Below are 23,421 nucleotides of genomic sequence, written 5' to 3'. Positions count from 1 at the left end.
CGGGCTCGCGATCATCAGCGCACTTTACAGCGTGACGGTGGGGTTGGACCGCGCCGTCCGAAGTTCTGCCGACCTCACGAATGCGGCGGCCGCGGAGCCGCCTCGATCAGGCCACTTGCCCAGTTCGCGGTCCACTGGGTGGCGGTGGCGCCATTGGGATCGACCACAAAACCGTTGTAGAGCGCGTGCACCGGATTGCCGATCGCACCGATCAGGGTGGTGAGGCTGCCCACGATGTTCGTCGGGCGCAGCGCGTCCCGTGGAGCGTCGCAGATCAGGTCGGTGGGCGCGCAGATGGTGTAGGTGCGATCGGCGACCGCGCCGAACCCGCCCGGCCGCGGTCCGGTCATGGTGATGCCCGGGACGTTGAGCCCGGCCAGCGCGACCTCCGCGCCCACACCGGGCGGCACGGGACCGATCGGAATCGCGTTCGGCGGTCCGGACTCACCGGTGCGGCGGCCGTCCGCGATCAGGGTGACGCCGAGCAGCAGATCCTGCGGAATCGGGCCGTTACCCGCGCCGACCTGGGCCGCGATATCTCCGGCGATCACCGCGCCCTGGGAGAAGCCGGCGAACACATACGTGGTCAGCGGGCATTCGGCATGCCGGTCGGTGAGCATGTCGACCATCCGGCGGGTGCCCTCGGAACGGCTGTTGTTGTAGGACTGCTGGCCGTCCGGCGGGAACGCGATCGGGTTCGAGAACTGCGCGACGTAGGGCACGGTGTAGATGTCGACCCGCTCGGCCGGGAACTGTTCGCGCAACGGACCGGTGACGTTCAACATCAGCGAGGCCGGATTGGCCGTCGGGTTGTACGGATCGTCGTTACTGGCCGACTCCCAGGTGCCCGGCACCGCGATCATCTGCACATCCGGGCAACTGGCCGGCTGGCTGGTCGGCCGCTCCTCGGGCGGCTTGGGACCCGGCTCCGGTTCCTTCAGCCGACCGGCGAGCAAGTACCAGGCCAGCACCACCACGATGACCACCAGCACCGCGAGGGCGAGCAGCACCAGGCAGCCCACCGGCCTGGACCGGCGGGATCTCGAACCGCGACGCGCGCTCACTGACAGTACGTCTGCTTCGCGACGTCGATGTAGATCTTCCCGGCCTGCTCGACGGGCATCTTGGCCGGGTCGAACGCCGGATCGGCGCCCGCCATCGCGTTGGCGTAGATGGCGATCTCGGAATCGGGCTTACCCGCCGCCACGGCACCGCAGATGTAGTTGCCGATGGTGATCGCGTCCTGCGGGTTGGACGGGTTCACGCCCTGCTTGTTCAGCTCGGCGATGAACGTCTTCTCCTTGTCGCCGAGGTCGGCGGTCTCGGGGGCCGGAATATCCTCGGCCGGGACCGGCGCCGGACGCTCCTGCGGCGCGGGCGCCGGGGAGTCCTCCGGACTCGGCTGCGCGGGCGGAGCCTGCTCACCCTCCGGCGCGGGCGCGGGCGCGGCCGAGGTGGCGCCGGACGACGCCGCACTGGCCGACGTGGAGGGGGTCAGCGTCGGCGTGCTCGACGCCGTCGAATCGTTGTCACCGCAAGCGGCGAGCAACCCGGATGCGGCGATCGCCACCGCAACGCCGACTACCTTGCCACGGGTCCGATACATGAAAGTCCTTCGTCTTTGGCCGCTGGCGCGGCGGGGTTTGCGGCCTCGGTGTCTCGGGCCGCAAACCTCTCAGGTTTTCCGGGGGGCGAACACCGAGGGTAATACCCAGTCCGGGATACGGCTGCTCGGCTCGGAAGTGTGGCACATGACACAGCAGCCGATGCACGGACATCCTCGGCCGGCGTCGTACGCGATCAGGGATGCACTTGCGCCTTGCCGTCACGGATGGTGATGAAGCCGGTCTGGAAGTTCTGCTGCAACCCGCCGGGGATGGCGAACTCGTCGCTGATCGGGTAGCCGAGACGGCCGTTCTCGTAGCCGGTCTCGCGCCAGGCCTCCATGATCGGCCCGTTGCGCACCGCCCAGGCACCCGACAGCGGGCTCCAGTAGATGTTGCCGCCCTCGAACCGGCTGTAGCGGCCGAGGTCCTTCAGCGGCAGCTCCGGCGCGGCCGGGAACCCGAGCCAGCTGTTCTCGAAACCCATCTCGGCGTACTTGCCGAGGATCAGGCCCTCCACGCGGTGCGCGCCGGTGGCGGGGCTGAAATACATGGGCCCGCCTTCGAAGCCCTGCACGGCGCCGTCACGGTTGGGCGTCTTGATCTCCGGGCCGGTCGGATAACCGGCCGGACCACCCTCGAAGCCCTGCCTGCCCCACTCCTCCAGGATCGCCCCGCGCACCACCTGCGCCCCGGTCTGCGGGCTCCAATACAGCGAACCATGTTGGAAGGTCTGCAATCTGCCGCGACCGTCGGGCAAACCGCGCTCGGGGCCGGTGGGCAGGCCGAGCGCGCCGGCCGGGCCCGCGGCCGCTTGATAGCCGCCGCCGATCATGCCCGCAACCGGATGTGCGCCACCGTCTTTCGAGAAGAACACCCGGCCGTGCCGGAAGTCCTGGGCCACACCGCCGTTCACCGCGTACTCGCCGGTCAGGCAGTCGCCGAGCCAGCCGTTGGCGGCCACCACCGGGCCGATGGCGCCACCGACCTCGCAGGCCGGCTTATCGGCTTCGACGCCGAGCGCGGCGGCGGCCTGCGGCCAGGACTGGCGCATCTCGAAATCCCAGTACGGCCACGAATGTGTGCCGGAGGCACGGTAGTTCACCTGCACCGGGATGCTCAGCTCACCGAGCTTGGTGACGAAATTCTGCGAGGTCAGCCGGGACAGGATCTCCAGTCCGGTACCCGCCAGGTTGGTGCTCACCCCGGGGATCACCCCGCTGGGGGCGTCGTGCGGGCCGGTCGCGCCGGAACCGCTGGAGACGTAGAGGCTGATCCCCTTCAGCTTCTCCGCCAGCAGGTACGGGTCGTGCTCCTCCCACAGCGGGCTGGTCGGCGGGCCCCACATCGCGGTGGAGTCGAAGCCGCCGGCATCGCGCATGGCGAACTGGATCGCCTGCGGCATGCCCAGCGTGGTGGTGGTCAGGAAACCGGAATAGGAAGCCGCGTACTTGACGAAATCCGGGTTGCGGGCCGCCAGGAACATGGCGGCGGTACCGCCCATCGACAGCCCTTCCATGCCACGCACATTCGTGGCCCGCCACTGGCTCTCCAGCAGCGGCGGCAACTCCTTGGTCAGGAAGGTCTCCCACTTGTAGTTCTTGCCGTTGTTCGGCTCCAGCCAGTCGGAGTAGAAGCTGGACTGCCCGCCCACCGGCAGCACCACGGTGACGTTCTTGTCGGCGAAGAAATCGACCGCGCCCGCATCCTTGATCCAGCCGCTGACCTCCTCGGTCGCGCGCAGGCCGTCGAGCATGTACAGCGTCGGGAACTTCGCGTCGGGCCGGGTATTCCAATCCCGGGCCAGCAACAGGCGGACCTGGATCGGCGCGCCCATGGCGGGCGAGTTCACCCACAGCTCGACATGCCGGTCGGTCAGCCAGATGACGTTGCGCACCGACGCCGGTGCGGCCGCGGTGATCGCGGGCTGGGCGTCGGCGGCCGGTGCCTGCACCACGCCGAGTCCGGCCGCGAACGGTAGCACCAGACCCGTGGCGAGCGCGGGCAGGATCGTGCGCGGCTGCCGGCCGAACCGTGCGCCGCTGCCCCGCCTACCGCGCGAAATACCTACCACAGGGATGTTTGTACCCCGGTCGGGCCCGTGTTCCGGGGATGACGCGCCCAGAGCAAACCATTTGGTTCGCCTGCCGAAATCGGCCACCCACTCCGGCCACACCCGCTGCTGAGCCGTATTCACTTGCCACGCAACCGAACACGAGCCACGAACAGCAAAACGGCGCCGCCGCTTCCGGAGAAGCGAGCGGCGCCGTGGAATGCGTCAGCGACCGATGATCACCAGGCGCCGGTGGCGTCCAGGAACATCTTGCGGGAGGCGAACAGCTGGCCCTCCCAGTACTTCCAGCTGTGCGTACCGGCAGCCGGGAAGTCGAAGTGCGCCGGGATGCCCAGGGTGCTCAGGCGGGCCTGGAAGGCGCGGGTGTTCACCAGCGACAGCGCCTCGAGGGCCATCGCGTTACCGGTGTTGAACACGCCGATCGCCGAGTTCGGGTGATCGTGCGGGCCGGGCAGGCCGCTGGCCGCCGAAATGTACATCGGCAGGCCGCGCAGCTGCGGCGCGAACACGAACGGGTCCATCCGCAGCCAGGCCGGGCTCCACGGCGCGGCCATCGAGTCGACGTTGTAGCGGCCGGCGTCCAGCATCGCGATGCGGATGGCCTCGCGCATACCGGGCGCGGAGATGTTCAGGTAGCCGGAGTAGGACGCGGCGGCCTTGAACTGATCGCGGTGGTAGGCGGCCAGGGCCAGGGCGGCGCTACCACCCATGGACAGGCCGGCGACGACGTTGTTGGTGCGCGAGACGCCGTAGCGCTCCAGGAAGGTCGGCAGCTCCTTGGTCAGGAAGGTTTCCCACTTGTAGGTGGTCTTCTGACCGTTGGTGTTGGACGGGGCGTACCAGTCGGCGTAGAAGCTGGACTGACCGCCGACCGGCATCACCAGGGTGATGTTGTCGTTGGCGAACTGCTGCATCGCGTTGGTCTCGAACGACCAGGCGTTGCGGTCGTCGCGGGCGCGCAGGCCGTCGAGCAGGTAGAGCGCGGCGTTGCCGCCACGGGCGGCCCACTGCACCTGGACCTTGATCGGACCCATGCTGGACGGAACCAGCAGTTCCTCGTAACCACCGGCGGGGGCCCGCAGCACGGGACCGTGCACCGGCGCCGCGATGGCGGCGGTCGGAGCAGCCACACCCGCGGCGATCGGCAGCGCTAGCGCCGCAGCGCCGACGGCCAGAATCCGGTTACGCCAACTGCGAGGCGCGCCTCGCCGTCCCGTGGTCCTCTTCGGGGCGGCCGCCCTGCCGAAACGCATGAATCCTGCTCTCTTTCTGCTGTTGTGGAGCCACCCGCGGCTGCGGGCGACACCCGTTCTGTGTCAACGAGACGCCGCCGGGGCCTGTACCCGAATCCCGACCTTCCGGTACAGCCGTCGACGGCGCTACAACGATCTGGTCACACTGATGCTCGCTGGACGATATTCGACCCCCGAATCGTTAGCAAGACCCGGGTTGTACCGCGGGCCGAATCCGTCCGCGACAATCAGTGATCGTGCGGTGACACTACCGTGTCCCGGGGTTGATGTCGCGACGGACCTCATTATTTGTTCGTTATCCCAAATCGACGCCCGCACACCAAGATCACCAACGCACGGCGAACGCAGCGGTACACCGGATGAAGTGATCATGAACGGGCCGGAGCGAACTCCGCGCGACATCGATCCGGGCAACTTTCCCGCGTACTTCGCACTTCGCACATCGATTCGAGGAATAACCGGATAAATGTGCCGGAAATAGCCGGACAACATGAATTCGGGCCCTGCCCGGACACCGTGGTGGGTGCGCGGACAGGGCCCTGTGGAATGTGCGGGTCAGCCGATATGCGCCGACAGATCCGGCGTCATCCGGGCCACCTCGTCGGCCCAGTACGACCAGGCGTGAATGCCGACGTTCGGGAACGAATAGACGACATTGTTGGCGCCGAGGGTCGCCATCCTGATCTGGAAGGCGCGGGTGTTGGCCAGGGCCAGCGCCTCGAGCGCCATACCGTTCACCGTGCCCGCGGTGGGGCCGTCGGCCGGACCGGGCAGGCCGCTGCCCGCGGAGATCCACAGGCGGGTGTTGTTGTCGCGCAGCCTGGGGGCGAACACGAACGGGTCCATCCGCAGCCACTGCGGGCCCCACGGCGGCGCCATCGAGTCGACGTTGTAGCCGCCGGCGTCGAGCATGGCCAGCCGGATCGCCTCACGCATACCGGGCGCGGAAATGTTGAGGTAGCCGGAGTAGGAGCCGGCGAAACTGAACTGGTCCGGGTGGTAGGCGGCCAGCGTCAGCGCCGCACTTCCGCCCATCGACAAACCGAATACGCCATTGCGGTTCGGATTGAACCCGAGCCGGTCGCGCAGCGCCCAGCGCAGATTCTGGGTCAGGAAGGTTTCCCACTGGTACCGGTAGCTCTTACCGGGGCCCGCGGCGAGCGCGTTGAGCGCACCCGAACCCGAGGACGAACCGGTGCCCGGCGGAATGCCCGCGAAACTGCTCGGCGCATTCCAATCGGCATAGAAGCTGGACATGCCGCCGACCGGCATGACGACGTTGATGTTCCAGTCGGTGAGCAGTTGCGCGACGTTGGTATCGATCTCCCAGCCGCTCAGCGTCTCGGGAGCGCGCAGCCCGTCGAGGGCGTAGACGACGCGGTTGGTGTTGCCGTCCTTGGCGCGGAAGATGCGCGATTTGATCGGCCCCATCCCGGAATCGACCCAGAAATCGAAACCGGCCGGGTTGAACGCCGCCGAGGCGGGCGCGGCCGGACCCGCTATGGATACCCCCATCGGGACGAGCATCGCCGCGGCGACACCTATCGCCGCTCGCTTCACCCATGAGCCGGACCGTGTCGTTCTACCGGGCCTGCGCGCACTTCGCATTCGACTAGACCTTTCGCCTGAACGGCCGGTCAGCAATCGTATGGCTACGACACCGGCCTCCTCATCGGACACCGGGTGACCGCGTCGAACGATCATGAAACGCGCCCACCTGTGTGCATGTTCCTGGTGTATCAATCGACAATGAATGCCTCCATGTTGCTGGATGGTGATCCATCCCACAACTCCGGCGGGCTTCCGTATGCACATTCGTTGCCACGACGGGCGCGGACGTCCACCGAAACGAAGCAGGCCGCCCGGCGCGTGCTGCGCCGGGCGGCCTGGTTATCGAGCCGTGTTCTAGCCGATGTGGGCCGACAGGTCCGGAATCATCCGGTAGACCTCCGACTCCCAGTTACGCCAGTTGTGCACACCGACGGGCGGGAAGCTGTAGGTCACGTTGTTGGCGCCCAGCGACATCATGCGGACCTGGAAGGCCCGGGTGTTGACCAGCGCCAGCGCCTCGAGCGGCATGCCCTGGATGATGTCGAGCGGCGCGGTGGCGTCGGCCGGACCCGGCAGACCGCTACCCGCGGCCACCCACAGGCGGGTGTTGTTGGCCTTGAGTCGCGGCGCGAACACGAACGGGTCCATCCGCAGCCACTGCGGGCCCCACGGCGGCGCCATGGCGTCGATGTTGTAACCACCGGCGCTCAGCATCGCCACGCGCAGCGCCTCACGCATACCCGGCGCGGAGATGTTCAGGTAGCCGGAGTAGGAGCCGGCGAAGCTGAACTGCTCCGGGTGGTAGGCGGCCAGCGTCAGCGCGGCACTACCGCCCATCGACAGGCCGAACACGCCGTTGTTGTTCGGGTTGAACCCGAGGCGATCCCGCAGCGCCCAGCGCAGGTGCTGGGTGAGGAAGGTTTCCCACTTGTAGGTGTTGGTCTTGCCCAGCGTCTCGGTCCAGCCGGAGGAGCCGGTCGCGGCCGAGCCGGACGACGAACCCGACGACGAACCCGCCGAGCCGGTGTTGAGGCCGAGGAAATCGCTCGGGCCGTTCCAGTCGGCGTAGAAGCTGGACGGACCACCGACCGGCATGACCACATTGATGTTCCACTTGGTCAGCTCACGGACGACCTCGGTCTCGATCTCCCAGCCGTTCAGGTCGCCACGGGCGCGCATACCGTCCAGGGCGTAGACCACCCGGTTGGTGTTGCCGTCCGCGGCGCGGAAGACGCGGGACTTGATCGGCCCCATCTCCGAATCGACCCAGAAGTCGATTCCGGCGGGGTTGAATGCCGCCGACGCCGTGGCGCCGGGGCCTGCCACCGACGCCCCGAGCGGTAGCAGCACTGCCAGCGACAGGAGCATCGATCGCTTCAACCAGGAACCGGCTCTTCGGACTCCTGGTCGGCCACCGTGCGCTCTGCGCGCGATCACGCCTCGCATGTGTTCTCGGCCTTTCGTCATGCGGCGGGTCGCCGCGTTCCTCGGTGCCGTCGTGCCCGGACCCACGTTTCGGGCAGAGCACGGCGGGGTACCACGGCAGCCTAACCCGTGACCTATGCCAGAGCGTTATCAAAACGAGACAAAGTGAGGCACGCCGCTTTGTGCACGGCGAGCCGACAACGCGCTAGCGCGGCGGCTGGGGGTAGGGATCGACCAACCCGCAACGCTGGATCTCGTACTTGGGCACCCGCTCGATACGGTACTTCGCGAAGTTCAACGCGTTGCGGAGGTTGTGCTTGAACCGATCCCATGTCAGCTCGCCGCGGTAGGACAGCAGCAGCGCATGGGTCTGCGGGCACGACATCGCCACCCGCGCCTGGGTCACCCACTTCTCGTCCAGGTACCAGGGCATCCACGGCTTCTGATCGACCATGCCGGTGTCGACGATGACCCAGTCCGGGAACAGGCTCTTGTCGTGGCCGATGCGGCCGTCCTCGAGCCGTTCGGTGTGCGCGGCCAGCGGATAGGCCAGGCCCATCGGGTCGATCACGCGCACGTCCAGCGGGACGTTCATGCTGGTCATGCCCAGGTTCAGGAAGTAGACGGTGTGCCCGGCGCCGCCCTCGGGAATGGGCTGCGGCGGCGGCGCCACGTACCAGAACATGAACGACGGCGAATTCAGCAGCAGACCGCCGTTGGGGTTGGCCATGATGTCGTTGACCATGGGCCGCATCCGGGCGTAGTCGAGGTAGTCCTCGGCCAGGATCGGGTGGTCGTGGCCGGTGTTGAGCACGTAGTAGACGCGTTCGTCGACGATGCCGGACGAGCTGATCTTGGTACCGGTGGTGATCGCGGTGGTGCCCATCGCCAGCAGCGCCCACACCACGGTGCCCACCAGCGCGAGCGAGGTCGCCACGAAGGCACCGCTACGCACCGGGATCGACCGCAGCCCGGCCTCGGGCAGCCGCAGCGGCAGCACCATGACCGGAGCGAGCAGGCAGAACAGCTGCGACAGCAGCATCCGGCCGTGCATGAAATCGCCGCCGACGCGCAGGGCGTAGATGGTGAGGATGACGCCGCTGCCGAGCATCAGCGCGACGACCGCGCCCGGCGAGCGCAGCCAGGTCCGGAACCGGAGCGTCCAGCGCGGCTTGTCGTCCTCGGAATCGCGGTCGGCGGCGGCCTTTTCGGCACCGACCCGTCCGGCGCGCGCCGCCACGATGCCTGCAGCCAGCAGGATCAGCAGCGGAACCCACAGGAAGTACGGCCCGACCAGATCCCACAGGTAGGTGAAGCCCTGCTCCCATTTCGCGCCGCCTGCGTCCTTGGCCACGGCCGTATTCGGGTACGGCAGACCGTAATAGCCCATCCGCCAGATCTGGTAGCCCAGCGGCAACAGCCCGGCCACCGCGACGATGAGCACGCGCAGCAGGCTCGGGCGCAGCCGTCCGGCGGGCATCGGCGCCAGGAAGATCATCAGCAGCGCCAGGCCGCCGACCAGCGTCATCTCCGGACGGATCAGCGGCGCCAGACCGGCCAAGAACACCAGCCCGAGCAGTCCGGGAACCCGCACCTGTTCGGCCTGGCTCCACCGCACCATCAGCCAGAACAGCAGGCCGAGCCAGCAGATCACCAGGCCGCTCTCCAGTCCGGAGGTCACATAGTCACGCGCGGGCGGCACCGCGATGTAGGCCAGGGCGCCGGCCGGCAGCAGCAGCGCCGAGGACGAGCCGCCCCACAGCCGCGCCGAACCCAGCATGGCGAACACGATCGCCAGCACCGACAACGTCAGCGCGACGCCGAGCACCACGTACTCCAGCCGGGCCTGGGTGAGCCAGCTGAAGAACCAGACGATGTAGGTCCACGCGGTACTGGTATTGGTTTCGACCCGCTCGCCCGCGTTGAACACCGGGCCGTTGCCCGCGAGCAGATTGCGCACGGTGCGCAGCACGATCAGGCCGTCGTCGGCGATCCAGCGACGTTGCCAGCCACCGATCGCGAACAGTGCGGCGGTCAGCACCACCCCACCGACGAATGTGGCCCGGGATAGTCGGGCGATACGCGAGGCCGGGGCGGGCTGCTCCTCGGCAGCCGCCCGGTCCGCGTATTCGGTTCCCTCCGCTCCCGCTACCAGCATCTCGTCAGGTGAGATAGACAGCGACACCTACCGCTCCGATCCAGGCGATTGCGAGGAACTGGAGGATCCGGTCCCCCAGTGCGATCTCTTCGGGTTCGCCGGCCTCGCCGCCATCGACGTCGACCGCGTACCGCAGGACTGCGATGGTGAACGGCACCATCGAAATCGCGTACCAGATGGTTTCGTTCTTCTCGCCCTGCTGGAACGCCCACAGCCCGTAGAAGATCACCAGGCCGGTCGCCGCGAGGGTCCAGACGAAGCGCAGGTACGTGGGGGTGTAGTACTCCAGCGACTTGCGGATCTTGGCGCCGGTGCCCAGCGCGATCTGCAATTCGGCGTAGCGCTTACCGGCCGCCATGAACAGCGAGCCGAAGGCCATGACCAGCAGGAACCACTGCGACAGCTCGATATCGGCGGCCGCGCCACCGGCGACGGCGCGCAGCAGGAAGCCCGAGGACACGATGCAGATGTCGAGCACGGCCTGATGCTTGAGCCCGAAGCAGTAGGCGAGCTGGATGCCGATGTAGACCGCCATCACGACCGCGAGCTGCCAGGAGGCCAGCAGCGAACCGAGGATCGAACCGGCCAGCAGCACGACGGCGAGCAGGTAGGCCAGGTTCACCGGCACCACACCGGCGGCGATCGGCCGGTAGCGCTTGGTCGGGTGGGCGCGGTCGGCCTCGACGTCCATCGAGTCGTTGACCAGGTAGATGCCGGAGGCCGCCATACAGAACACGACGAAGGCGATCGCGACATGCCCGAGCACCGAGGCATCGCTGAGGACATCGGGACCCGCGGCCAGCGGCGCGGCCAGCACCAGGACGTTCTTGACCCACTGACGCGGCCGAACGGCCTTGATCAGGCCACCGGCCAGGGTCTTGGGCGGGCCCTTGACGACGGCTTCGGCCAGATCGGCGCCGGTCGGCTCTTCACTCATCTCAACCAAGGCCTTTTCGTTCGTGGTCATATCCATGTGCGGCACTCCCGGCGCCCTCCGTGGTTACGCAAGCTGCCTCCTCCGGGCTCGTCGCTCGTGCCGCGGTTTGCGGGCCCGTCGCGAAGCCAGCCGCTTCTCGGTGCCGAGCAGGGCGGCCGCCGACGCCGCGCCGAGCGCGGAACCGGCGAGTACGTCGGAGGGATAGTGCACCCCGAGCACGACCCGCGACAAGACCATCGGCGGGACGAGCACCGCAGGCAAGGGTAGCCCGGTCAATCGGCCGAGCAACACCGCAGCGGCGGCGGTGGAGGTGGCGTGCGAGGACGGGAAGCTCAGCTTGCTCGGCGTCGACACGTTGACCTGCACCGACGGATCGTTCGGCCGCGGACGCCGGACCACCCGCTTGATCACGATCGAGGCCGCGTGCGCACCGACCGCGCCGACCGCGACCCCGGCCCACTGCCTGCGGCGCGGCTTGTCGACCAGCCAGCCGGCGGCGGCGATACCGACCCAGCCGAGGGCGTGCTCACCGAAATGCGACATGCCGCGGGCGGCCGACACCACGGCCGGGTTGGCGCCGATGGTGGACTGCACCGCGTTGATGATCGCGACCTCGCGCGGGACCTCGACGTATTCGCCGCTGCACGCGCAGGCGCCGCCGCAGCCCTCATCGGCCGGGTCGACCAGGGGCAGGCTCGGGTTCATCGCGTTCACTTCTGGATTCCGTTCTGGCTGATGCCGAAGGTCTTCTCCCACGCCGCCGCACTGGTCAGCTCGGCATGGGCGGCCCGGTAGCGCTGCTGCATCTCCGGGAAACGGGCGGTGAGTTCCTTACGCAGCCGCAGCGCTTCCTTGAGCAGCTCGGCGGCCTTGCGCGGATCGCGCTTGCGGTAGACGACGCCACGGCCGTCGGCGGTGGTGACGGTGACGCCGTCGACCTGCGACAGCAGGAACCAGCGCGCGTCCAGCGTCGGCACGTTCAGCTGCGGGGTGTCGTGGTTGGCCGGATCGACCTTGCGGAAGTTGTGCACCACACCCTTGGCCAGGCGCGCCACCTTGGCCAGCGGGTTGCCGGGCTCGCCGACCGCGCCGACGCTGTGGTGGCTGGCCATCGGCAGTTCCGTCGACGACGGCAGCACGACGGCGTCCGGGTAGTCCTTGCGCATCGCGTGGACCTTGCCCAGCGCACTCGGCAGCAGATCGAACAGGCCCTCCGGACCGGCGAGGAAATCGCGGATCGCCTCGTTCTGGATCGCGACCGTGGAGTACTCGAGGCAGAGCAGATGCTTGAGGGTGGCCTTGACGGTGTTCACCACCATCGGCTTGCCATCGCCCGGCAAATGCAGCGACGCGACGACCAGGCGGTTACGCAGGTGGAAGTAGGCCTGCCAGTCGATGGCGTCGTCCTTGTCGCTCCACGCCATATGCCACACCGCCGCACCCGGCAGGGTGACCGTCGGGTACCCGGCCGCGCGGGCGCGCAGACCGTATTCGACGTCGTCCCACTTCAGGAACAACGGCAGCGGCTGGCCGATCTCCTCGGCCACCTGCCGCGGGATGACGCAGGTCCACCAGCCGTTGAAGTCGACGTCGATGCGCCGGTGCAGCAGCTTGGAGTTGTCCCGGTCGCGCAGCGGGTACTTGGAGAAATCGTGGTCGTATTCGACGTTCGGCGCGGCCGTCCACATGAAGATGCCGCGGTCGACGACCTCGCCCATGGTGTGCAGATGCGAGCGTTCCTGCAGGTTGAGCATCTGCCCGCCGACCAGGATCGGCGATTTGGCGAACCGGGCGAAGGCCAGCGCGCGCAGGATCGAATCGGGCTCGATCTCGATGTCGTCGTCCATGTAGACGATGTACTGCGCGTCGGTGGTCTTCAGCGCCTCGTACATGACCCGGCTGTAGCCGCCGGAACCACCGAGGTTGGGCTGATCGTGGATGGCCAGCCGGTCGCCGAGCACCGCGGCGGCCTCGGCGAAACCGGGTTCGTCGACGACCTTGCGGTTGCCCTGATCGGGGATGATCACGGCCTTCATCTGGTCGAGCACCAGCGGATCCGAGCCGAGCGCTTCGAGCGTTTTCACCGCGTCGGTCGGGCGGTTGAACGTCGGCATGCCGACCGCGATGCTGCCGTCACCGGGCGCCTCGACCGGCGCGTACCAGCCGCCGGCCAGCAGGGTGACCGCGGTGTCGGTGGTGATGTCGAACCAGATCCAGCCGCCGTCCTCGAACGGGGCCAGCTCGGTCTCGAACTCCACGAACGTCGAATCGGCGCCCGGTTCGACGGCGAACTCCCGGCCCTGCACATGGATGCGGGAACCGTCGGCCTTGGAGCGGTAGACGTCGACCCGGCCGTGCCCGGCCAGCTCCAGCCGCAGCACCACCGAGCTCAGGATGCTCCACCGGCGCCAGTAGCTGGCCGGCAGCGCGTTGAAGTAGGTGCAGAACGACACCTCCGACTCCGCCCCCACCGACAGCGAGGTGCGGGTCGGTGCGTGCGCGCGCCGGGCGTTGGTGGGCGATTCCTCCAGGTAGAGGGTCCGCACGTCCAGCGGTTCACCCGGCCGCGGCAGGATGATGCGTTGCAGCAGCGCCTTGGCTCGGGTCTCGGTCGTCATCTCTTCCAGAATCGGTTGCGAGGTCATTCGTTCCCTGTGGTCGCAGCGTGGGTTCCGGGCGGGCGGCGGCTAAGCCTGCTCGCTGTCGGCCAGCGGCGCGCCCGATTCCAGATGCGGCCTGAGCACATTGTCGAACATGCTCAGCGCGCTACCGATGGCCATATGCATGTCGAGGTACTGGTAGGTACCCAGGCGGCCACCGAAAACGACCTTGGCCGTTGCGGTTTCGTTCTTGGCACGCTCACGGTAGGCCAGCAGCTTGGCGCGGTCCTCCGGCGTGTTGATCGGGTAGTACGGCTCGTCACCGGTCTGCGCGAAGCGGGAGAACTCGCGCATGATGACGGTCTTGTCCTCGGGGTAGCCGCGCTCGGGATGGAAATGGCGCGGCTCGATGATGCGGGTGTAGGGCACGTCCGCGTCGTTGTAGTTCATCACCGAGGTGCCCTGGTAGTCGCCGGTGGGCAGGACCTCGGTCTCGAAGTCGATGGTGCGCCAGCCCAGCTCACCCTCGGCGTAGTCGAAGTAGCGGTCCAGCGGGCCGGTGTAGACCACCGGCGCGTCCGGGTTCGCTGCCCGGATCTCCTCGCGCACGTCGAACCAGTCGGTGTTCAGCCGCACCTCGATGAGGTCGGAGGCCGCCATGTTCTCCAGCCACTTGGTGTAGCCCTCTTTCGGAAGGCCCTCGTAGGTGTCGTTGAAGTAGCGGTTGTCGAATGTGTAGCGCACCGGCAACCGGGTGATGTTGCCCGCGGGCAGTTCCTTGGGGTCGGTCTGCCACTGCTTGGCGGTGTAGTCGCGGATGAACGCCTCGTAGAGCGGGCGGCCGATCAGCGAGATCGCCTTCTCCTCGAGGTTCTGCGCGTCGGCGGTGTCGATCTCGGCGGACTGCTCGGCGATCAGCGCCTTGGCCTCGTCCGGGGTGAAGTAGCGACCGAAGAACTGCGAGATCAGGCCGAGACCCATCGGGAACTGGTAGGCCTGTCCCTTGTGCATCGCGAACACGCGGTGCTGGTAGTTGGTGAACTCGGTGAACTGGGTCACGTAGTCCCAGACCCGCTTGTTCGAGGTGTGGAACAGGTGCGCACCGTACTTGTGCACCTCGATCCCGGTCTCCGGATCCGGCTCCGAATAGGCGTTACCGCCGATGTGGTGACGACGGTCGAGCACCAGCACCCGCTTACCGAGCAGCGTGGCGGTGCGTTCGGCAACGGTCAGCCCGAAGAAGCCGGAGCCGACCACGATCAGGTCGAAGGTGGAATCGGAGGACGCGGAGTTACCGGGGGACGATGCGACGGTCACGGGAGCCCAGAGTATCGGACTTCGCCGTGCGGCCCGGGTCGAGTCACAGGGTGCGCATCCGGAGGGTGTGCTGCCACGGGGTTCGGGTGGGCGTCACCTGCGCGGAGGATGCATATGGGCGGTCGGCAACCACAGCTGCCGGGCTGCCAACCCGAGCATGACGACCCCGACGATCACCGTGGCGATGCACATGATCGCGAGGCCCGCAGCATGGCCCATCACCGCGAGCGCCATCGCGACCATCCCGCCGCCGAAACAACCGAGCCCGACAAGCACCATCAGCGTGATCCCGACCTCCACCTTCCCCCGTATCAGCAGGTAGCCGCCGATGAACCCCATCGAAGCGAGCAGGAACATCGTCGTCCCGAATGTGCGCAGCCGACCCGCCGAGTCCCTCCAGATCTCCCTGATCAGCGGATCCGAGGAGACAGGCAACCGCCCGGCCGAATGGAATTGCCACAGCCCCGCCGCCACCGCCAGGACTGCGAGAAAAACGACGAAGCAACCGACAGCGATCTCCAGGCCGCGGCTCGACACCCCGCTGTTCATCGGGAGCCCACCCTGCGGCCCCACCATGTACCCGCCGGGCGGCGCGGTCGGATACCCCTGATGCTGCCCGGGCTGATTCTGCTGCGGCGGCACGCCCCGCGGCCGTGGATGTCCGGACGGACGACTCATCGAACTCCTCGGATGATTGCTCGGCAGAGCTTGGTAAGTCGGCGGTGCGCCCAAGCCCGCGTCCGGTCGCGTCGCACGCCCGATGCGGGAACGGCTCAACGACTCAGGACCGCCTGCCCTACATGTACGGCGGGTACTGCGCGTGCGGTACCCCCGGTGCCGGGGCGCGACGGCTGCCGCCCGACAACGCCAGGCACAGCGTGATCACGGCGAACACCAGGTTGACCATGCCACCGAGCGCGGTGACGACGGCGCCGCTCGCCAGGCCCAGCACGATGCCGACCAAGCCGCCGAGGATGGCGAAGCCGCACATCACCAGCACGATGATCCGGCCGGCGGGCTTGCGACGCAGCAGCAGGAAACCGCCGACGAACCACATCAAGGCGAGCAGGAACTGGAAGGCGCCGATCGTCCGCAGCTGCATCATCTCGGCTCGCTCGGCCTCGTTGGCCAACCGGTCGAGGCTGTCCTCGATACGCAGGGCCGCGTAGAACCACAGCCAACCGGCGATGACGGTCAGCACGCCGAGCAGTATCGCCATCCAGCCCGCTGCCGTCACTGTGCCGCGACTCGACTCCTCCGTCGCTCCGATCGGCGGCGGATGTGCACCGGGTGCCGGTGAGTAACCCGGCGCCGCACCATGCGGCGCGGCCTGGTAACCGGCGTATGGGGCCGAATGCGGCGCCGACTGGTAGCCGGGATGCGGCGCGGGCTGGTAGCCGGGATACGGCGGCGCGCCGGGCGGACCGGGATGGCCGGACGGATAACTCATCGAAACTCCTCCGATCGAACGCGCACGGTCGGCTCCAGGGCTCCGGGCGCGGTGATTGGGACTGGTGGCAGCACAGCGCAGCTCATCAGGTCCACCCGATGGGCGTGCTCGGGTCACCTGTCGTGCACGGCGGCGAGCAAGATGGACGGGTCGGGGCGGCTCAGCGGTAGGGGTAGTGCCCGTACATCGGGGCGGGGGCGACGGCGGGGGTGCGGGGGGCGCGGATCCAGCGGCCGGTGGCGCCTAGGGAGGCCAGGATGAGGATGGTTACTACCAGGGCCAGGTCGATGAACATCTGGCCGACGACGGTGCCGATCACGCTGACTGCCCAGGCGAAGTTGATCAGGGCGAGCACGCTGGCGACGATGACGGTGACGCGGCCGAACTTGGTGCGGCACACCAGCAGTAGGCCGCCGAGCAGCATCAGGAAGGCGATGAAGCCGGTCAGCCACAGCATGATGTCGGCGGAGTTCTGCGAGATATCGAAATCGATGTCGACATCGCTGCGGGAGCTGCTGCCGCCACCGCCGCGCCGGCGGGCCCCGCTCACCACGGGTGCGCCGAGCTGGTTGGTCAGCTGCACCGCCCGGATGACGCCCCAGACATAGAGCGCACCGCAGATCATCGCGAGAATGCCCGCCGTGATTCCGGTTCCGCCGCTTGCCGATTGCTGCGGCTGGGGCGGGTAGCCGTAACCGGGCGGCTGTCCGTACGCCGGTGGCGCGCCGTAGCCGGGCGGTGGCCCGTAGCCGTGCGGCGCGGGGTAACCGGGTTGACCCTGACCCGGGTGACCATAGGGATAACTCATGGGACTTCCCCCCTCTCGATGTCGCCGGAACTCTACCGTGTGGTCCCGACAGCGAGCCAGCCGAAGACGCCCGCACGCGGGAGTTTCCCGATGCGGGCGTCGTCGAAACAGCCGGCCGTCGAGCCGGAGCTAGCGGAGGTTGCGCTCGGCGTAGATCCGCATGGCGTCACGGACGAGTTCGGCGGTGCCCTCGCCGTGCCGGTCGTAGTTCTGACCGAAACGCGGGTCGGCGACGTACATCTCGCCGAGTCCGGCGAAATGGTCGGCGCCGGGGCGCTTGCCCTGGTAGCCGCCGGACACCCACTCGTAGTGACGCTGGGTGATGGCCTGCACCTCGTCGCTGCCGGGTTCGAGCCCGGCCGCGCGGGCCCGGCCGAAATCGGCGGCGATATCGAGCTGGGTCTGCTGGAAGGCGGCCTTGTCGGCCTCGCTCAGCGAGCGCCACCAGCGGTCACCGCTCTCGTAGGCCTCCTTGCCCCACCGCTCGATGACCTCGTCCTTGTACTGGGTGTGGTCGAACCCGTCGAAAACTTCTGCTGCCACGAGCTTTTCACCTCTTTCCATTTTGCGCAGCGTTGAGTTCACCGACTCGATCCGACGCCGGATCCGATCCTGTTCCTGCCGAAGCAGTTCCAGGTGCGTATGCAGTGCAGCGGTGGTGTCCTGCTCACCGGCGAGCACATCGGCGATGACCGGCAGGCCGAGGCCGAGATCTCGCAGCAACAGGATGCGTTGCAACCGCACGAGAGAGTCCTGGTCGTAATAGCGGTACCCGTTGGTCCCGATCCGGCTCGGCGGCAACAGCCCCAGCTCGCCGTAGTGGCGCAGCGTGCGGCTGGTGGTACCGGCCGCCTTGGCCAGATCCTGAATGGACCATTCACCGGTCCGGGTGCCCGCTCCCATGACCTGAACTCCTTCCCGTCGAGGCGGTGCAACCAGCATGCAAGTTGACGTTACGTCAAGGTCAAGCTGCGCCTCAGGGAAAGTTCAGGCCCCGCCCTGCGGCCTACCGAACACATCGGCCTCGGTCGGCAGTTCCGCCCAGACCGCAGCCTCCGGAGGTTGGATCTCGGGCGTGCCTGCGGCGGGGGTTCGCTGCACCTCGGGCGCGGTTTCGCCGGACGCGGGAGCGCTCGGCGCCGCCGGATCGCCCGGAGCCGCCGGAGTACCCGGCGCAGGCGCGGCCGGAGTTCCAGGAACTGGTGCGCCCGGATCTGCCGGCACCGCTCCTGCCGGATCCCCCGGCGCACCGGGAGCCCCGGGCCCACCCTGCCCTTCGACGGCAACGCCGGGCTCGGTCGCACCAGGCGCAACACCCTCACCAGGCACCTCGGGCTCAGCACTACCCGGCGCCGAATTGGTCAGATCGGGCACCAGCTCGAGCAACGTCGTGAAGTCCACGACCTGCGCGCCGAGCGTCGGCGTGTAGATGATGACGCCATTGCTGTACAGCCGGTACAGCCCCGCGTTCTCGGGCAGGATCATCTCCGGCCCGATGGGTTCGCCCACCGAACTCTCCGCACCGCCGATCCGGGCGTATTCGGCCTCGATCGGCGATTCGGTGTCGGAGGCCCGCGTTCGCGGCGCCGGACCGGACGGCGGTGCGCCGACGCTCAATTCGGCAGGCGTGGGCCCGACTTCGAAGGTCTGGATATCGGCCGGCTGCCCGCCGTCGGGCGCGGCGGAGTACTCCGATCGCAGCACGTGCCCGTCGCGCAGCAGCACCATGCCCGCGGTCGAGGCCACGGCGGCCGCGGTGCGCGGATCTTCTTTGGCGGTACCGGGATAGACCTGGCAGTCGGTGGTGTCGCAGGTCTGCGCGTACGGATAGCGCGTTTCGGCCAGCGCGTAGGAACGGGCCGCGATGGCCTGGGCGCGCAGGGCTTCGGCGGCACCCTTGTCGGCCCAGTTGGCCTGCACTTCGGCCGGGACGACGCCGAGCAGGTAGTCCTCCACGTCCACCCGGTTCACCGTGCGCGCGGCGCCGTCCTCGCTGGCCACGCCGAGCGAGCCGCGATACGCGCCGCCGCCGCACAGGGTCAGGTGTTCGGCGGCCGGACGGCCCGGGGCGGGATCGACGGGGTAGATCCACGGGTCCGCGGTGGAGGTTTGCCAGAGCACTTCGCCGTCGCAACCGGTCGTGACCACCACGTTCGCGCCGCCGTCGGGCAGCGCGGTGAGGTGGGCGACCTCGCCGGGGCCGATGATCCGGCCCGCCACCCGCGCGCCGGCGTCGGCATAGGCGTCGAGGGTCGAATCGTCCTGCGCCATCAACCGGACGGCGAGGGTGGTGGGCCCGACCGCGCCGAGCGTGGCGCCCGGGTAGTAGTGGCCGAGGATGCGCTCGGCCGTCCAGCCGTCTTGCGCGCTCTGCAGGGCGCCGTGCTGACTCATGCCGCGGCCGTGGCCCGGTCCGGCAAGCGGCCTATACACATCGTCGCCGGTCCACAGCACCAGTGGACCGGCGACGAGCAGGGCTGTCGCGCCGACGACCAGCAACGAGCTCTTCTTGCCTCGGCGCCGGCGCATCGACTGCGGTAGATGCGGCACTGCCAGGGCGTTCTTCGCGCGTAACGCGAAATCCGCGCCTGCGCTGTCGTTTCGTTGCGGCATCCGTTCACTCCCCTTGGTTCCAAGGACCGGACAGGGTTCGGCGCCTGTCGGCATGTCGTTTAGACCGGCCACGATCCGAGAGCTACATTCGAGCACACATAATCCTCAACCAGAGGTTTAGATATGTGAAATTTGTGACTAGTGTGATCCTTGGGACATCTCGACGCAAGCATTGATTGCACTCGGATCACTGGTTCGACCCGATGGGAGAAGCTCGTGCCCTACCGCAAACCGAAACGTTCCTACGTGCTCCCGGTTGTCACGACACTTGCGGTAGCGGCCCCGCTGGCCGCCCTCGTGCCCAGCGATTCCGACTACCGCACCGCCAACGAAACCCAGCTCGCCGCCGTCCCCGCCCAGCTGGCCGAGGTAGTGCTCAATTCCGCGCCCGATATCGTGCTGCCGCTACGTGAATTGACCGGGCTGAACCTGCCCGACCTGCGCCTTTCCGATTTGCGCAGGATTCCGCTGCCCGCCTCGGTTCCGGTGCCGCCGGGGCTTCCGTTACCGCCCGGCATCCAATTACCCAGCGAAATTCCCTTACCCCAGTTCGACGCGAGTCAACCCTCCGCACCGCAGATCCAGACCGTGCCCGGCCGCATGCCCACCGGCGCGCAGTTCATCGCCGACCCCGGCCTCGTCGCGGACCCGAACACTCCCGCGCTCGCCCCGGGCGCGGTGCCGCCGGAGCTGATGTCGGAGGTCGGCGCGCAAGTCAAAGAACTTTCCCGCGACACGCCGTTCAGCGTCGTCGCCCTCACCGCCGACGATCTGCTGAACACCAAGGCGATGATCCGCGCCAAACAACCCGACGGCACCTGGGGCCCCTGGTACGAGGCCGAACCGCTGGACACCGGCGCCGCCGACAATGCCGCGCCGAACGGCACCGAGGGCACCGAACCCATCTACGTCGGCAACACCACCGCGGTGCAGGTCCTGGTGACGCGCAAGCCCGCACCGGCCGCACCGCCGCAGGATCACGGCGCCCCGATCCAGCCGACGCCGGCCGCCGCACCCGCCGACCAGCCGCAACCGGAACTCAAAGCGGTGCTGATCGATCCGGGCCGCGGCGCCATCGACGGCTCACTCAACGATGTCGCGGCCGCGCTGCCCGGTGGCGGGCCGACCGTGATCACCCGAAGCCAGTGGGGCGCCGACGAATCCATCCGCTGCGATTCCCCCACCTACGACGACGGCCTCGGCGGTGTCACCGTGCACCACACCGCGGGCCGCAACGACTACAGCAAGGCCGAATCGGCGGGCATCGTCCGCGCGATCTACACCTATCACGCCCAGACGCTGGGCTGGTGCGACATCGGCTACCACGCGCTGGTGGACAAGTACGGCCAGATCTTCGAGGGCCGTTTCGGCGGACTCGACAAGGCCGTGCAGGGCGCGCACGCGGGCGGGTTCAACGAGAACACCTCCGGCGTGGCGATGATGGGCAACTACGAGTCCGAGACGCCGTCCACCCCCATGATCAACGCGGTCGGCCGGTTCGTCGGCTGGCGCACCAAGGTCGCCGGGCTGGACCCCAAGGGCTACACCACCATGTACTCCGAGGGCACCGAATACACCCCGTACGCGCAGGGTGAGGAGGTGCGGTTGCCGATCGTGTTCGCCCACCGCGACGTCGGCAACACCAGCTGCCCCGGCGACGCCGCCTACGCGATGATGGACCGGATCCGCGATATCGCCGCAGGCGCGCCCGGCGCGTCGGGGAGCACGCCGCCGTCGCGGCAGGTGCAGTCCGATGTGGCCGCGCTGGCCAACCTAACCGCCAAGCTGCTGACGATGGTCAACGACAACATCATCGCCAAGTACTGGGCGTCGAAGGGCGGCCCCGATGGTCCGCTCGGCCAGGCCGCGTCCGAGCCGATGCCCGCCGCGCAGGGCCAGCAGTACGCGAAGTTCGTCAACGGGTACGTGTATTCGACGCCGGACGGCCAGGCGATCGAGGTGGTCGGCAAGATCCTGGACCGCTTCCTCGAACTCGGCGCCGACGCGGGCGTGCTCGGCCTGCCACTGGGCAACTCCTACCCCGTCCCCGACGGCCTGCGCGAGGACTTCCAGTACGGCTCGCTGATCCTGAACCAGGTCACCGGCATCGTCACCACGGTGTGGAAGACCTACAACGACACCTATCAGGAGGAAATGAACAAGCCGGACCAGGTGTCGGCACCGGGCTCCCCCGCACCGGCCCCGGGCGCCCCGATGGCACCGGCACCTGTCCCGGCCGAGGGCCAGATTCCGGCTCCTGCGGATGCGCAGGTACCGGCACCCGCTCCGGCGGAGGCACAGGCACCGGCTCCCGCACCGGCGGATACGCAAACACCCGCGCCGGCACCGGCGGATGCGCAAGTACCGGCCCCGGGTGCCCCGTCCGGGTCGGAGGCACCTGTCCCCGCTCCGGAAGCAGTTCCCACCCCGGCTCCGGCCCCCGCGCCGGAAACACCGGCCCCCGCGCCGTAGCCGAGTCCCGGAAGCACCTGCCCCTGCCCCGGAGGCAGTAACTTCCCCGGGGCCCGGCACCAGCTCCGGCCCGGAAACGCCGGTCCCGGCCTCGTACAGCGCCGGTCCCTGACCGGCGCACCAGAACCGCTGACCAGACACATCGAACCCCGGCGCCGCATCGCCGGACTGCTCCGAGCAGTCCCGGTCGAGACGGCCCGGGGTTCCGTGCATCAGCCGATAGCGGCCGTTCGTGACAGGCTTGAGAGCGCGACAACGCTCACACCCACCACCGCTCCAGCACCCGCGCCACGCCGTCCTCGGCGTTGGTCGTAGTCACTTCGTTCGCCGCGGCGAGGGCGTCGGGGTGGGCGTTGGCCATGGCGACGCCGCGGCCGGCGAGGGTGAGCATCGGGATGTCGTTGGGCATATCGCCGAAGGCGATAGCGGCGGCCGGGTCGACGCCGAGGCGTTCGGCGACGGTCACCAGACCGGATGCCTTGGTGACGCCGGGTGCCGACAGTTCGATCAGCCCGTGGTCGGTGGAGTAGGTGATGTCGGCGCGGTCGCCGACCAGCGGGGCCAGCGCGGCGAGCATGTCGCCGCTGCGGGCGCCGGGTAGCCGGATCAGCATCTTGATCGCCGGTGCGTCGATCACCTCGTGCCGGGCGACGGCGGTGTCGTCGGGGTTGAGCCAGGCGTGCTCGTATTCGGGGGAGCTGACGAATTGCGGCGTCACCGCGTCATGGGCACTGGCACCCACCCGTTCGGCCGCCAGGCCGCAGCCGGGTAGCGCCTCCTCGGCGAGGTCGGCGATCCAGCCGAGGGTGTCGATATCGAGGGTCCAGCTGGTCAGGACGCGGTCGGCGGCGCTGTCGTAGATCACCGCGCCATTGCCGCACACGCACAGCGGGGCGAAGCCGAGCCCGTCCACCACCGGGCCGATCCAGCGCGGCGGACGCCCGGTCGCCAGCACGAACGGCACGCCGTCGGCGACCACGGCGCCGACGGCGGCTTTGGTGCGCGCGGTCACCCGCTCCTCGGGGTCGATGAGGGTGCCGTCCACATCGGAGGCGACGAGTACCGGCTTCGGCAGCTGCACACGGGTCACCCATTCCATTGTGCTGTCTTCGCGCGCGCGCCGCCGCGCCGCCCACCCGGGCGCGCCGAGCGGTTGCCG

At 68.5% G+C, this 23,421-nt stretch carries 18 protein-coding genes; 1 reads left to right on the top strand and 17 read right to left on the bottom strand.

Features of this window, described 5'->3' with window-relative positions; all coding sequences use genetic code 11:
• Positions 1-74: 74 nt before the first annotated feature.
• From NOCYR_RS00745 to NOCYR_RS00670, 16 genes are all read right to left on the bottom strand, one after another.
• Positions 75-1,064: a cutinase family protein gene (locus NOCYR_RS00745; protein ID WP_419538281.1), complete on the bottom strand. Its 990-nt coding sequence runs from the start codon at positions 1,062-1,064 to the stop codon at positions 75-77.
• Positions 1,061-1,606: a DUF732 domain-containing protein gene (locus tag NOCYR_RS00740; protein ID WP_014348442.1), complete on the bottom strand. Its 546-nt coding sequence runs from the start codon at positions 1,604-1,606 to the stop codon at positions 1,061-1,063. Before NOCYR_RS00740 ends, NOCYR_RS00745 begins: the two co-directional genes overlap by 4 nt.
• 194 nt (positions 1,607-1,800) lie before the next feature.
• On the bottom strand, positions 1,801-3,678 hold the full coding sequence (locus NOCYR_RS00735) for an alpha/beta hydrolase-fold protein (RefSeq protein WP_014348441.1): 1,878 nt from the start codon (positions 3,676-3,678) through the stop codon (positions 1,801-1,803).
• Between the two features lie 218 nt (positions 3,679-3,896).
• Positions 3,897-4,931 carry an alpha/beta hydrolase gene (locus tag NOCYR_RS00730; protein ID WP_014348440.1) on the bottom strand — a complete coding sequence of 345 codons (1,035 nt, stop codon included), beginning with the start codon at positions 4,929-4,931 and terminating at the stop codon, positions 3,897-3,899.
• 555 nt (positions 4,932-5,486) lie between these two features.
• Positions 5,487-6,539, bottom strand: coding sequence for an alpha/beta hydrolase (locus tag NOCYR_RS00725; RefSeq protein ID WP_081505261.1), 1,053 nt, complete (start codon positions 6,537-6,539; stop codon positions 5,487-5,489).
• A gap of 297 nt (positions 6,540-6,836) precedes the next feature.
• Positions 6,837-7,928 (bottom strand): alpha/beta hydrolase, encoded by a 1,092-nt coding sequence (locus NOCYR_RS00720; protein ID WP_374760478.1) that lies wholly within the window; start codon positions 7,926-7,928, stop codon positions 6,837-6,839.
• A gap of 184 nt (positions 7,929-8,112) precedes the next feature.
• The gene (gene zomB, locus NOCYR_RS00715; protein ID WP_014348437.1) at positions 8,113-10,065 is read right to left on the bottom strand and encodes a flagellar motor control protein ZomB; all 1,953 of its coding nucleotides are present in this window, start codon (positions 10,063-10,065) and stop codon (positions 8,113-8,115) included.
• A 4-nt stretch (positions 10,066-10,069) separates the two neighbouring features.
• Positions 10,070-11,002, bottom strand: coding sequence for a decaprenyl-phosphate phosphoribosyltransferase (locus NOCYR_RS00710; protein ID WP_048832514.1), 933 nt, complete (start codon positions 11,000-11,002; stop codon positions 10,070-10,072).
• A gap of 63 nt (positions 11,003-11,065) precedes the next feature.
• Positions 11,066-11,707: a phosphatase PAP2 family protein gene (locus NOCYR_RS00705; protein WP_014348435.1), complete on the bottom strand. Its 642-nt coding sequence runs from the start codon at positions 11,705-11,707 to the stop codon at positions 11,066-11,068.
• Between the two features lie 5 nt (positions 11,708-11,712).
• The gene (locus NOCYR_RS00700; protein ID WP_014348434.1) at positions 11,713-13,647 is read right to left on the bottom strand and encodes a glycosyltransferase; all 1,935 of its coding nucleotides are present in this window, start codon (positions 13,645-13,647) and stop codon (positions 11,713-11,715) included.
• Between the two features lie 42 nt (positions 13,648-13,689).
• The gene (glf, locus tag NOCYR_RS00695; protein ID WP_014348433.1) at positions 13,690-14,919 is read right to left on the bottom strand and encodes a UDP-galactopyranose mutase; all 1,230 of its coding nucleotides are present in this window, start codon (positions 14,917-14,919) and stop codon (positions 13,690-13,692) included.
• A gap of 93 nt (positions 14,920-15,012) precedes the next feature.
• A complete protein-coding gene (locus NOCYR_RS00690) occupies positions 15,013-15,597 on the bottom strand; it encodes a hypothetical protein (RefSeq protein WP_148280490.1) in 585 nt (194 codons plus the stop codon).
• A gap of 118 nt (positions 15,598-15,715) precedes the next feature.
• Positions 15,716-16,369, bottom strand: a complete 654-nt coding sequence (locus NOCYR_RS00685) for a hypothetical protein (protein WP_014348431.1) — start codon at positions 16,367-16,369, stop codon at positions 15,716-15,718.
• Between the two features lie 160 nt (positions 16,370-16,529).
• A complete protein-coding gene (locus NOCYR_RS00680; protein ID WP_014348430.1) occupies positions 16,530-17,177 on the bottom strand; it encodes a hypothetical protein in 648 nt (215 codons plus the stop codon).
• A 129-nt stretch (positions 17,178-17,306) separates the two neighbouring features.
• Positions 17,307-18,080, bottom strand: a complete 774-nt coding sequence (locus NOCYR_RS00675; protein ID WP_014348429.1) for a MerR family transcriptional regulator — start codon at positions 18,078-18,080, stop codon at positions 17,307-17,309.
• Positions 18,081-18,164: 84 nt separating this feature from the next.
• Entirely contained in the window at positions 18,165-19,790 is a 1,626-nt protein-coding gene (locus NOCYR_RS00670) for a SpoIID/LytB domain-containing protein (protein WP_228798305.1), read from the bottom strand.
• A 216-nt stretch (positions 19,791-20,006) separates the two neighbouring features.
• On the opposite strand from NOCYR_RS00670, the gene NOCYR_RS00665 reads away from it, so the two are divergent.
• Positions 20,007-22,262, top strand: coding sequence for an N-acetylmuramoyl-L-alanine amidase (locus NOCYR_RS00665; RefSeq protein WP_014348427.1), 2,256 nt, complete (start codon positions 20,007-20,009; stop codon positions 22,260-22,262).
• A gap of 259 nt (positions 22,263-22,521) precedes the next feature.
• Here NOCYR_RS00665 and NOCYR_RS00660 read toward each other — a convergent pair whose 3' ends face one another.
• Positions 22,522-23,361: a Cof-type HAD-IIB family hydrolase gene (locus NOCYR_RS00660; RefSeq protein ID WP_014348426.1), complete on the bottom strand. Its 840-nt coding sequence runs from the start codon at positions 23,359-23,361 to the stop codon at positions 22,522-22,524.
• Positions 23,362-23,421: the final 60 nt, after the last annotated feature.

It is taken from the genome of Nocardia cyriacigeorgica GUH-2 (genome assembly GCF_000284035.1).
Lineage (GTDB): Bacteria > Actinomycetota > Actinomycetes > Mycobacteriales > Mycobacteriaceae > Nocardia > Nocardia cyriacigeorgica_B.
This window is presented reverse-complemented; position numbering and strand designations above follow the sequence as displayed.

Bases quoted from the DNA above. Each gene is read 5' to 3' on its own strand.
- NOCYR_RS00740 (WP_014348442.1), bottom strand. From the start codon at position 1,606: ATGTATCGGACCCGTGGCAAGGTAGTCGGCGTTGCGGTGGCGATCGCC.
- NOCYR_RS00730 (WP_014348440.1), bottom strand. From the start codon at position 4,931: ATGCGTTTCGGCAGGGCGGCCGCCCCGAAGAGGACCACGGGACGGCGA.
- NOCYR_RS00725 (WP_081505261.1), bottom strand. From the start codon at position 6,539: ATGCGAAGTGCGCGCAGGCCCGGTAGAACGACACGGTCCGGCTCATGG.
- NOCYR_RS00720 (WP_374760478.1), bottom strand. From the start codon at position 7,928: ATGCGAGGCGTGATCGCGCGCAGAGCGCACGGTGGCCGACCAGGAGTC.
- zomB (WP_014348437.1), bottom strand. From the start codon at position 10,065: ATGCTGGTAGCGGGAGCGGAGGGAACCGAATACGCGGACCGGGCGGCT.
- NOCYR_RS00710 (WP_048832514.1), bottom strand. From the start codon at position 11,002: ATGAGTGAAGAGCCGACCGGCGCCGATCTGGCCGAAGCCGTCGTCAAG.
- NOCYR_RS00705 (WP_014348435.1), bottom strand. From the start codon at position 11,707: ATGAACCCGAGCCTGCCCCTGGTCGACCCGGCCGATGAGGGCTGCGGC.
- NOCYR_RS00700 (WP_014348434.1), bottom strand. From the start codon at position 13,647: ATGACCTCGCAACCGATTCTGGAAGAGATGACGACCGAGACCCGAGCC.
- NOCYR_RS00690 (WP_148280490.1), bottom strand. From the start codon at position 15,597: ATGAGTCGTCCGTCCGGACATCCACGGCCGCGGGGCGTGCCGCCGCAG.
- NOCYR_RS00685 (WP_014348431.1), bottom strand. From the start codon at position 16,369: ATGAGTTATCCGTCCGGCCATCCCGGTCCGCCCGGCGCGCCGCCGTAT.
- NOCYR_RS00680 (WP_014348430.1), bottom strand. From the start codon at position 17,177: ATGAGTTATCCCTATGGTCACCCGGGTCAGGGTCAACCCGGTTACCCC.
- NOCYR_RS00675 (WP_014348429.1), bottom strand. From the start codon at position 18,080: ATGGGAGCGGGCACCCGGACCGGTGAATGGTCCATTCAGGATCTGGCC.
- NOCYR_RS00670 (WP_228798305.1), bottom strand. From the start codon at position 19,790: ATGCCGCAACGAAACGACAGCGCAGGCGCGGATTTCGCGTTACGCGCG.
- NOCYR_RS00660 (WP_014348426.1), bottom strand. From the start codon at position 23,361: ATGGAATGGGTGACCCGTGTGCAGCTGCCGAAGCCGGTACTCGTCGCC.